This window comes from Streptomyces sp. NPDC002671, from assembly GCF_053592475.1.
On sequence record NZ_JBSFVU010000095.1, the window covers coordinates 1 to 9,409 of the forward strand.

Genomic DNA, 9,409 nt, shown 5'->3' on the forward strand with positions numbered 1-9,409 from the left:
GGCCGGGCGGCACCATCCCGCTGTCCCGTACCCAGCCGGCGCTGGACCTCAACGCCCTGCTGAACGGCTTCAAGCCGCTGTTCGCCGCGCTCAGCCCGAGCGACGTCAACCAGCTCGCCACCGAGATCGTCCAGACCCTCCAGGGCGAGGGTGGCACGGTGAACAGCCTCCTCGCGCACACGGCCTCGCTCACCACCACCCTCGCCGACCGCGACAAGCTGATCGGCTCGGTGGTCGACAACCTCAACACCGTCCTTGACACGCTCGACAAGCGCGGCTCCCGCTTCTCCGGGCTGCTCACACAGCTGCGCCGGGTGGTCTCGGGGCTGGCCACCGACCGCAAGCCCATCGGGGAGTCGCTGGTGAGCGTCGGTGACCTCACCGACGTCACGTCAGGGCTGCTGAAGGACGCGCGTCCACCACTGAAGGACGACATCGCCGGGCTCGGCGATCTCACCGGAACGCTGAACAAGAACGAGCACACCGTGGAGGGCGTCCTGAAGCGGCTGCCGAACAAGCTCAACGAGCTGACCGGGACGGCGTCCTACGGCTCCTGGTTCAACTTCTACCTCTGCGACTTCGACGGCCGGATCGTGCTGCCGAAGACCAAGCAGGTGATCTCCCCGGACCTGCACGTGGCGCGGGCGAGGTGTGGCGGATGAGACTGCGTGTCCAACGGCGGCGCCGTCCTGAGCCGCTGGTGAAGGTACGAGTCCTGCCGCCGAAGCTGCCGAAACTCCCCCGGCTGCTGCCGAAGCGCAAGCCCCGCCCCCAGCCGTTGGTCAAGGTACGGGTCCTGCCGCCGAAGCTGCCCAGGATCCGGCTCAAGCGCCCACGCCTGAAGCCCTTCCGCGAGAGGAACCCGGTCGTCGTAGGCGCCGTCGGCCTCACCGTCCTCGCGCTGCTCACGTTTGCCGCCTTCAACGCCGACAGCCTGCCGCTGATCGGCGGCGGCAACACCTACAGCGCGGCCTTCTCCGAGGCCGGCGGGCTCAAGCCGGGCGACGAGGTACGGATCGCCGGGGTCAAGGTCGGCAAGGTCGAGGGCGTCGACCTGGACGGCGATCACGTCAAGGTCACCTTCAAGGTGAAGGGCCATCCCGGGTTCGGCACCGACACGGGCGCGGCGATCCGTGTCAAGACGATCCTCGGCGCGAAGTACCTGGCCCTGTACCCGAAGGGGCCTGGCCAGTTGAAGCCGGGCAGCGAGATCCCGCTCGGCCGGACCGTGTCGGCGTACGACGTCGTCCAGGCCTTCAGCGACCTGACGACCACCACCGAGGCGGTCGACACGGACCGGCTCGCGAAGGCGCTGGACACCATCTCCCTCACCTTCCAGGACTCCCCTGAGGAGGTGCGGGCGTCGATCAAGGGACTGTCACGGATCTCCAGGACCGTCGCCTCCCGTGACCAGGCGCTGCGCGGGCTCCTCGACCATGCGAACGGGGTCACCAAGGTGCTGGCCGGTCACACCAAGGACTTCTCCGCGCTGGTGAAGGACGGTGACGCGCTGTTCAAGGAGATCGACAACCGGCGCGCGGCGATCCACACGCTGCTCAAGAGTTCCGCGCTGCTGGGCATCGAGCTGTCCGGCCTGGTCAACGACAACAGCAAGGAGATCGGGCCCGCACTGAAGAACCTCAGCACCTTCCTGAAGATGCTCGAACGCAACCAGGCGAGCCTCGACCGCAGCGTCCAGCTCCTCGCCCCCTACGTGCGGCTCTTCACCAACACCCTCGGAAACGGCCGCTGGTTCGACTCCTACGTCCAGAACCTGGTCGCCGCCCCGGTCACGCCACGGACGGGAGGCACCCGATGACCCGCAGACTCCTGGCCCTGTTCACCGCGCTCGCGGTCGTCGCCGGCCTCGCCGTCGTCCTCTGGCCGGGCCCCGGCCCAGTCCGCGTCACGGCGTACTTCCCCCGCACCGTCGGCATCTACCCCGGCTCCGACGTCCGCGTCCTCGGCGTCCGCATCGGCGAGGTCAGGAAGATCACGCCGGAGGGCGACCGGGTTCGGGTGGAGCTGGAGTACGACCGGGGGCGCAAGATCCCCGCCGACGCACAGGCCGCCATCGTCAACTCCTCGGTGGTCAGCGACCGTTACGTGCAGTTGCTGCCGGTGTACCGCAAGGGCGCGGTCATGCGGGACGGAGACGTCATCCCCGAGTCCCGTACGGCCGTCCCCGTCGAGCTGGACCGGATCTTCGACAGCCTGCACACCACCGCCGAGGCGCTCGGCCCGAACGGCGCCAACAAGCAGGGCTCGCTGTCCCGGCTGCTCGGGGTGAGCGCGGACAACCTCCGGGGGCAGGGCCAGAACCTCAACCAGACGGTGGACAACCTGTCCCAGGCGGTCACCACGCTGTCCGACGGGCGCGGCGACCTGTTCGGGACCGTACGGAACCTTCAGGTGTTCACGGCCGCGCTGGCGGCGGACGACACCAGCGTGCGGTCGTTCAACACCGACCTCGCCGACGTGGCCGGGCAGCTGGCCGGGGAGCGCAAGGATCTCGCCGCCGCGCTGAAGTACCTGGCCGCCGCACTCGGTAACGTGGCCGGCTTCGTGAAGGGCAACAAGAAGGCGCTGACCTCGGACGTGCAGGGCCTGGCCAGGGTCACCAAGGTCCTCGTCACCCAACGGGCCGCACTGGAGGAACTGTTGACCGTCGCCCCCACGGGCCTGTCGAACCTGCAGAACGCCTACAACCCCGCCGCCGGCACCCTCGACACCCGCAACAACGCGCAAGCCCCTCAGGATCCGTCATCGCTGCTCTGCTCGATCCTGAAGACGACCGGCGACGACCACGACAACTGCGCCGGGCTGAAGAGGCTCTTCGACTCCCTGCCCAAGGTGCCGTCGGCCCCGGCGTCGACGGGCACGGTCGACAAGACCCTCGGCGGAATCCTGGGGGCACCGGCATGAGGGTGAAGCGCTTGGGGCTGGTGGCCGCCTGGACGGCGATCGGCTCGCTGCTGCTGACCGGCTGCGAGTTCAACGGCTGGTACGACGTCCCGCTCCCCGGCGGCGCCGCCTCGGACGGCCACGCCTACCACGTCACCGTCGAGTTCCGGGACGTCCTGGACCTGGTGCCGCAGTCGGCAGTCAAGGTCGACGACGTCACCATGGGCGCGGTCGAGAAGGTGGAACTGGACGGCTGGCACGCGCGGGTACGGCTGCGCATCGCCGACTCGGTGAAGCTGCCCGGCAACGCGGTCGCCGACCTGAGGCAGACGAGCATGCTCGGCGAGAAGTACGTCGCCCTGTCCGCGCCGGCCGGCGCCATGCCCGTCGGACGGCTCCACGACGGCGACCTCATCCCGCTGTCCCGCAGCGGCCGCAACCCGGAGGTCGAGGAGGTGCTCTCGGCCCTGTCCGCGCTGCTCAACGGCGGTGGGGTGGCCCAGCTGAAGACGATCACCGTCGAGCTGAACAAGGCCCTCGGCGGCCGCGAGGACCGGGTCAGGTCCCTGCTGAAGCAGCTCGACACGTTCCTCGGCGGCCTCGACGACCAGCGGGCGGAGATCGTGCGCGCGTTGAAGGGCGTCGACCGGCTCGCAAAGCGGCTGAAGAAGGAGAAGAAGACGATCGCCCTGGCCGTCGACACCATGCCGCCCGCCCTTAAGGCCCTCGCCGACCAGCGCAAGGACCTGACGAAGATGCTCACGGCCCTGTCCAGACTCGGCAAGACCGGCACCAGGGTAGTGAACGCCTCCCACGACGACACCGTCGCCGACCTGAAGAAGCTCCAGCCCATCCTGCAGGAGCTGAACAAGGTGGGCGACGACCTCCCCAACTCCCTGGAGATCCTCACCACTTACCCGTTCCCGCGCAACGCGACGGACGCCGTCAAGGGCGACTACGTCAACCTGAAGATCACCGCCGACCTCGACCTGGCGGACCTGTACGGCAACGTCACCGGCAAGCCGGTCAAGGGCGGGAAGTCCCCGGCCCCCGGGACCCCGCACCTTCCCGGCCTCCCCACTCCCACCCCCCTCCCGTCCATCCCGTCCCTGCCGGGCACCCCGTCCGCGCCCCCCGTTCCCTCCGCACCCGCCGTGCCCTCGACGCCCTCCGACGGCAGCACCCTGCTGTGCCCGCCTGTGTGCACCGCGGCCTACAGCACCGGGGGCGGCTCGCGTCGCCTCCCGCCCGGGATCGATCTCGGCCTCGCCGAGCTGATGCTGAAGGGGATAATGCCGTGATCACACGTACGGTCAGGGCCCAGCTGCTCGCCTTCGCTACCGTCACGGCCCTCGGGGTGTCGTACGTCGGCGCCCGGTACACCGGCCTCGTGGACGACGTCCTGCACCGCGGGTACACCGTGCGCGCCGACTTCGCCGAGTCCGGGGGCGTCTTCCCCGGCGCCGAGGTCACCTACCGGGGCGTGCCGGTGGGCCGCGTGGGCGATCTGCAGCTGACCGGGTCCGGGGTCTCGGTGGCGCTGAAGATCGAGGACGGCGCCCCGAGGATCCCGGCCGACACGCTCGCGGTGGTCGCCGACCGTTCGGCGGTGGGCGAGCAGTACGTCGACCTCCAGCCGCGGCGGTCGGGCGGGCCGTACCTCATGGACGGCAGCCCGATCCCGCGCAGCCGCACCCGGACCCCGCTGCCGGTCACCGACCTGGTCCTCAGCCTCGACCGGCTGGTCAACTCGGTCGGCAAGGACGATCTGCGGGTCACCGTGGACGAGTTGGGCAAGGCCTTCGCCGGCACCGGACCGAACCTGAGCCGGCTGGTGGACTCCGGCAACGCGCTGGTGGAATCGGCATCCGAGTCGCTCCCCCAGACGGTCTCGCTGATCGAGGACTCGCGGAAGGTGCTCAAGACACAGGCCGACCAGGGCTCAGCCATCAAGTCGTTCTCCCGCGACCTGGCCACGCTCAGCGAGCAGCTGAAGTCGAGCGACGGCGATCTGCGCAGGCTGATCGGCAACACCGCGCCCGCCGCCCAGCAGTTGGACTCCCTGCTGAAGTCCACCCGGCCGCACGTACCGGTCCTGCTGGCCAACCTCATCAGCGGCGGCCAGATCACCCTGGCCCGGCTGCCCGGCGTCGAACAGGCCCTGGTCACGCTCCCGCTCACGGTCGCGGGCAGCTACACGGTCATCCCCGGCGACGGCACCACCCACTTCGGGCTGACCGTGAACGCCGACGACCCGCCCGCGTGCACCCAGGGCTACGACACCCAGCGGCGCGACCCCGCCGACACCAGCACGCGCCCGGCGAACACCGGCGCGCGCTGCACGGCACCGCGCGGCAGCAAGACCTCGGTGCGCGGTGCCCAGAACGCGCCCGGCCCGACCACCGGTCGGTACAGCGCCGACCAGGCCGCGTTCGTGGCCCCGTACGACCCGGAGACCGGCACCGTGACCGGCCCGGACGGAACGCCCGTCGAGATCGGCTCGACGGGCGGCGAACAGACCGTGTTCGGAAAGGAGTCGTGGCAATGGCTGCTCGTGGGACCCATGGCGTGACAGGAGGCCGGGCAAGGCTGGTGTCGGCGGGGCTCGTCGCCGCGACCGTGCTGTGTGTCTGGCTGGGCCTGAAGCTGGCCGACCAGCACGCGGCGGAGCAGCGCCGTCAGGACATCCTGGCGGCGGCCCGCCAGTCGGCGCTGAACTTCACCTCGCTCGACTACCGGCACTACGACCGGGACAGCCGCACCGTGCTGCAGGGCGCCACCGGCGACTTCAAGAAACAGTTCGCCGCGCAGACCGCGCAGCTGACGAAGCTCGTCGCCCAGAACAAGTCGGTGTCCGAGGGGCAGGTCCTGGAAGCGGGCATCGTGCGGTCCGACGCGCGCTCGGCCCAGGTCCTGGTCGTGGCCGACAGCAAGGTGACCAACACCGCGGCGCCCGAGGGCCAGACGCGCACCTACCGGCTCCAGCTCGACCTCGTGCGCGTGGCAGGCCGCTGGCTGACCTCCGATGTCACGTTCGTGGGCTGACCCGACTGTGAGGCCATCAATGAGGAGAGACACCGTGGCGAACCCGACCTCCCGCACCCGTGGCACCGGCTCCCCGGCCCGCCGCACCATGACCGCGGCCGCCCGCGCGGCGGCCAAGCGCGCCGGGCGGCCGACGCGCCCCGAGCGCGCTGACCGCCAGGAAGAGGAAGCCATCCCCGGGCGCACCCTGCTCGTCGAGCCCCCGGCGGACGGCTGGGAGGACCCGCCCGAGCCCGAGCCCGAGCCCGAGCCCTTCGAGGATGAGCCGGAGGAGAGCGCGCCCTCGCGCAGGGTCGGACGGAGCGTGCTCACCACGGTGCTGGGCTTCGTCCTCGTGGCGGCCCTGATCGTGGCCGCCGTCCTCGGGTGGCAGTACCGGCAGGGGCGGCAGGCGGAGCAGGCCCGGGGCGAGGCCCTCGCGGCCGCGCGGAAGGCGGCGCCGGTCGTGCTGTCGTACGACTACCGGCACCTGGACCGGGACTTCGCCCGGGCCCGCGCCCTGTTGACCGGACACTTTCGCGACCAGTACGGCAGGACGACGAAGACGGTGGTAGCGCCGACAGCGACGAGGTACCACGGCGTGGTGAAGGCGACCGTGGCCACACCCTCCGACGGCGGCACCCCTGCTGCGTCCGTCGTGTCGGCCACACCGGACAAGGCCGTCGTCCTGCTCTTCGTCAACCAGGTCACCCAGAGCACCCAGGTCGCGGAGCCCCGGCTGGACCTGAACCGGGTGCGATTGACGCTCACGCGCACCTCCGACGGCTGGAAGGTGAGTGGCGTCGACGCCCTCTGACCAGGCGTATGAATTCACGGTGATTCGAAGACATCATGCCGAGCACGTTCTAATTCACAACTCCCTCAATTTCTTGGTCCGTCCTCACAGAGGGGCCCTGATCGGGTAAGAGGCAAAGAAGCGGCGGGTTACTGACGTTAAGAGGTCCTTTTATCCGCTGTTTTATCCCAGAATTGGCTGTTTAGTGACTGTTTTCGGATCGCGCCAGGAGATGGTGGCTTCGCCGGTGAGGCGGCGAGCCATGAGGTCGGTCATGGCGAGGTGGACGGTGTCCGTCACGGGTCAGCTCTCCGGGGCGGCGTCGGCGAAGGCGGTGCGCAGGTGTGCCACGGCCTGCTCCACGGCCCGGCGGGCCGCGTCGAGCGTGCCGGACATGGTGAAGAAGCCGTGGGCCATCCCCGGGTAGCGGGTCGATTCGGCGGGCACCCCGCTCTCCCGCAGCCGCTGGGCATAGCTCTCCCCCTCGTCGCGCAGCGGGTCGTACTCGGCGGTGATCACCAGTGCGGGCGGCAGACCGGAGTGGTCGGGGGCGCGCAGTGGGGAGGCGAGGGGGTGGGTGCCGTCCTCGGGGGTGGCGAGGTAGTTGTCCCAGTACCAGTGCACCGACTTGTCGTTGAAGAGCAGCGGGTCGGTGTTCTCCCGGCGGGACGGGGTGTCCGCCAGATGGTCCGTGTTCGGGTAGACGAGCAACTGGGTCAGGATGTCCGGGCCGCCCGCGTCACGGGCCATGAGGGTCACGGCCGCGGCGAGGTTGCCGCCGGCGCTGTCACCGGCGACGGCCAGGCGGCTCGTGTCCCCGCCGAACTCCTCGGCGTGCTCGGCGTGCTCGGCGGCCCACCCTACGCCCGCGAAGCAGTCCTGGGGTGCGGCGGGGAACTTGTGCTCGGGTGCCAGGCGGTAGCCGACGGCGACGGTGAGGCAGCCGACGGAGTTGGCCAGGTTTCGGCAGAGCGCGTCACTCGTGTCCAGGGAACCCAGGGTCCAGCCGCCGCCGAAGAAGTAGACGAGCACGGGCAGCGCGCCCTGGCCCGACGGCCGGTAGACGCGCACCGCAAGAGGCCCGCCGGGGCCGGGGATCGTGAGGTCGTGCACCTGGTCCACCGGCTCGGGTGTGCCGGCCTCGGCCTGGATGGCGGCGAGGTCGGCGGCCCGAGCCTCCTCGAGCGTCATGGTGTACAGCGGACGGACGCCCTCCGCCGCCCGGCGGTCATACAGGGTCTGCAACTGCGGATCAAATGGCATGGTGCCTCCGGTCCAGGCCCGCGAGCCCTGCAGTCACGGGCGGTTCAAGGGTGTCAGGTAGCAGCGACATGAAGTTTCCATGCAGTACGGATTCGGCGCTGGCCATTTCCAAGAGAGCGACGAGTTCGAAGGCGAGCTGGGCGGAGTCTGTGGCCGTGCGGACCTCGCCCACTTCCTTGGCCTCGCCAATGGTCTGCTCGACGAGGGTGAACCAGTTGCCGTGCGCGCTCACCACAGCGAATCGGCGTCCACAGCACGCCGAAGGTGCGCGCGGAGTGGTCGAGGGCCTTGGTGTCGGCGACGAGCGAGACGTGGACGACGAGCAAGAAGCCGCCCGTGGGCTCGTTCCAGCTGAGGAACAGCTCGCGGCGCCGCTCCTCGGGCCGGCGGCTCCCGTCGCGCCGACCGGCGTGAGAACGAGGGCCCGGCAGGACTGCATCGCGCCCGACGCACGGTCCGTCGCGGATTCATCGCGGCCTCCAACACGGCTGTAGAAAGGCCCAGGGCCGCCCGTGGACATCTCCAGCGCTGGCTTCGTAACTGACGAGCGACACCGTTTATCGCCGAGTTTGGGCAGCACTTGACGATCACAGGAGCGGAAAATGTCGATGAGAACTGACACCGGCCAGTGGCGTGTGGGCCCTTCCTCAGCGCCGTGATGATGGCCGGCAGAATGCGGCACCTGTCGAGGAAGGGCCAGGTATGAGGTCGGGCCATCGACGGAATTCGCTGACATGCTGAAACGCGGCACCAGCAGCGCGGAGAGCCCGCGCTGAACTGAGGGTTTCCCGTGAGATTGTCCGGAGGTCGCATCTGGGTGCAGAGCACCACGGCTCACCGGGAAGCGCGTCGGCGAACCAGCCGAGCGCCGTCGCGCACGCCTCGACGGCGTACCCGCATCCCCACGCCTCCGACAAAAAAGGTAGCCGCAGAGGTTCGTGCCGGACAGGCGGCACTGGCCGTCCCCAAGGTTCCTGGGCCCTCGCCAGAGGTCGGCAATCCTGCCGTCAGGCCGGACGGCAGCCTCGCATACATGTCAATCGCCGCCGCCAGATCGCTTGCCGCTGCACGCACCGCAGGATCCTCGTCACCAGACAGCACGTTCACCGCGCCTGATCCGCCCAGCACGGCGAGATGAGCCGCATGCTGCACCTCGATCTGCGAAGCGCCGTGTTCAAGTATCGCCTGGAGCAGCCCGTCTACACCGCGCCCAACGAGGACGCGGCGACGGAGCGGTTCCTGGAGTTCCAGGAATCCTGGGGCCGGAAGTATCCGGCGATCGTGAAGCTGTGGTCCGACGCCTGGGCCGAGTTCGTGCCCTTCCTCTCTGTCAATCCCCCCGATCTGTGGAGACCTTCCTATGCAGCCAGTTCCTCGGTGAGGCTGGCCTGGTAGCTGTGTTCGTAGTCGATCGGGCTCTTG

General features: G+C 69.7%; 9 protein-coding genes and 3 pseudogenes. 8 read left to right on the plus strand and 4 right to left on the minus strand.

Annotated elements, in window-relative coordinates:
- From ACWD35_RS43665 to ACWD35_RS43695, 7 genes are all read left to right on the plus strand, one after another.
- Positions 1-662, plus strand: a 662-nt coding sequence (locus ACWD35_RS43665; protein ID WP_451356892.1) for an MCE family protein, incomplete at its 5' end; no start/stop codon positions are given.
- The gene (locus tag ACWD35_RS43670) at positions 659-1,819 is read left to right on the plus strand and encodes an MCE family protein (RefSeq protein ID WP_451356893.1); all 1,161 of its coding nucleotides are present in this window, start codon (positions 659-661) and stop codon (positions 1,817-1,819) included. The genes ACWD35_RS43665 and ACWD35_RS43670, both read left to right, overlap by 4 nt.
- A complete protein-coding gene (locus ACWD35_RS43675; RefSeq protein ID WP_451356894.1) occupies positions 1,816-2,925 on the plus strand; it encodes an MCE family protein in 1,110 nt (369 codons plus the stop codon). The genes ACWD35_RS43670 and ACWD35_RS43675 overlap by 4 nt, the downstream gene beginning before the upstream one ends.
- Positions 2,922-4,205, plus strand: coding sequence for an MCE family protein (locus ACWD35_RS43680; RefSeq protein ID WP_451356895.1), 1,284 nt, complete (start codon positions 2,922-2,924; stop codon positions 4,203-4,205). The genes ACWD35_RS43675 and ACWD35_RS43680 overlap by 4 nt, the downstream gene beginning before the upstream one ends.
- On the plus strand, positions 4,202-5,476 hold the full coding sequence (locus ACWD35_RS43685; protein ID WP_451356896.1) for an MCE family protein: 1,275 nt from the start codon (positions 4,202-4,204) through the stop codon (positions 5,474-5,476). Before ACWD35_RS43680 ends, ACWD35_RS43685 begins: the two co-directional genes overlap by 4 nt.
- Positions 5,449-5,949 (plus strand): hypothetical protein, encoded by a 501-nt coding sequence (locus tag ACWD35_RS43690; protein ID WP_451356897.1) that lies wholly within the window; start codon positions 5,449-5,451, stop codon positions 5,947-5,949. Before ACWD35_RS43685 ends, ACWD35_RS43690 begins: the two co-directional genes overlap by 28 nt.
- Before the next feature lie 34 nt (positions 5,950-5,983).
- On the plus strand, positions 5,984-6,745 hold the full coding sequence (locus ACWD35_RS43695; protein ID WP_451356898.1) for a hypothetical protein: 762 nt from the start codon (positions 5,984-5,986) through the stop codon (positions 6,743-6,745).
- A 162-nt stretch (positions 6,746-6,907) separates the two neighbouring features.
- Here ACWD35_RS43695 and ACWD35_RS43700 read toward each other — a convergent pair.
- The 4 genes and pseudogenes from ACWD35_RS43700 to ACWD35_RS43715 all read right to left on the minus strand — a co-directional run.
- Positions 6,908-7,012, minus strand: a pseudogene (locus ACWD35_RS43700) (IS5 family transposase); the annotation flags it as partial.
- Positions 7,013-7,027: 15 nt separating this feature from the next.
- Entirely contained in the window at positions 7,028-7,987 is a 960-nt protein-coding gene (locus ACWD35_RS43705) for an alpha/beta hydrolase (RefSeq protein ID WP_451356899.1), read from the minus strand.
- On the minus strand, positions 7,977-8,219 hold the full coding sequence (locus ACWD35_RS43710; protein WP_451356900.1) for a TetR family transcriptional regulator C-terminal domain-containing protein: 243 nt from the start codon (positions 8,217-8,219) through the stop codon (positions 7,977-7,979). The genes ACWD35_RS43705 and ACWD35_RS43710 overlap by 11 nt, the downstream gene beginning before the upstream one ends.
- Before the next feature lie 581 nt (positions 8,220-8,800).
- Positions 8,801-8,907, minus strand: a pseudogene (locus tag ACWD35_RS43715) (GNAT family N-acetyltransferase); the annotation flags it as partial.
- A gap of 271 nt (positions 8,908-9,178) precedes the next feature.
- On the opposite strand from ACWD35_RS43715, the pseudogene ACWD35_RS43720 reads away from it, so the two are divergent.
- A pseudogene (locus tag ACWD35_RS43720) lies at positions 9,179-9,382 on the plus strand (transposase); the annotation flags it as partial.
- Positions 9,383-9,409 lie beyond the last annotated feature (27 nt).

Coding starts and splice junctions, on each gene's coding strand:
- ACWD35_RS43670 (WP_451356893.1), top strand. CDS start 659: ATGAGACTGCGTGTCCAACGGCGGCGCCGTCCTGAGCCGCTGGTGAAG.
- ACWD35_RS43675 (WP_451356894.1), top strand. CDS start 1,816: ATGACCCGCAGACTCCTGGCCCTGTTCACCGCGCTCGCGGTCGTCGCC.
- ACWD35_RS43680 (WP_451356895.1), top strand. CDS start 2,922: ATGAGGGTGAAGCGCTTGGGGCTGGTGGCCGCCTGGACGGCGATCGGC.
- ACWD35_RS43690 (WP_451356897.1), top strand. CDS start 5,449: ATGGCTGCTCGTGGGACCCATGGCGTGACAGGAGGCCGGGCAAGGCTG.
- ACWD35_RS43705 (WP_451356899.1), bottom strand. CDS start 7,987: ATGCCATTTGATCCGCAGTTGCAGACCCTGTATGACCGCCGGGCGGCG.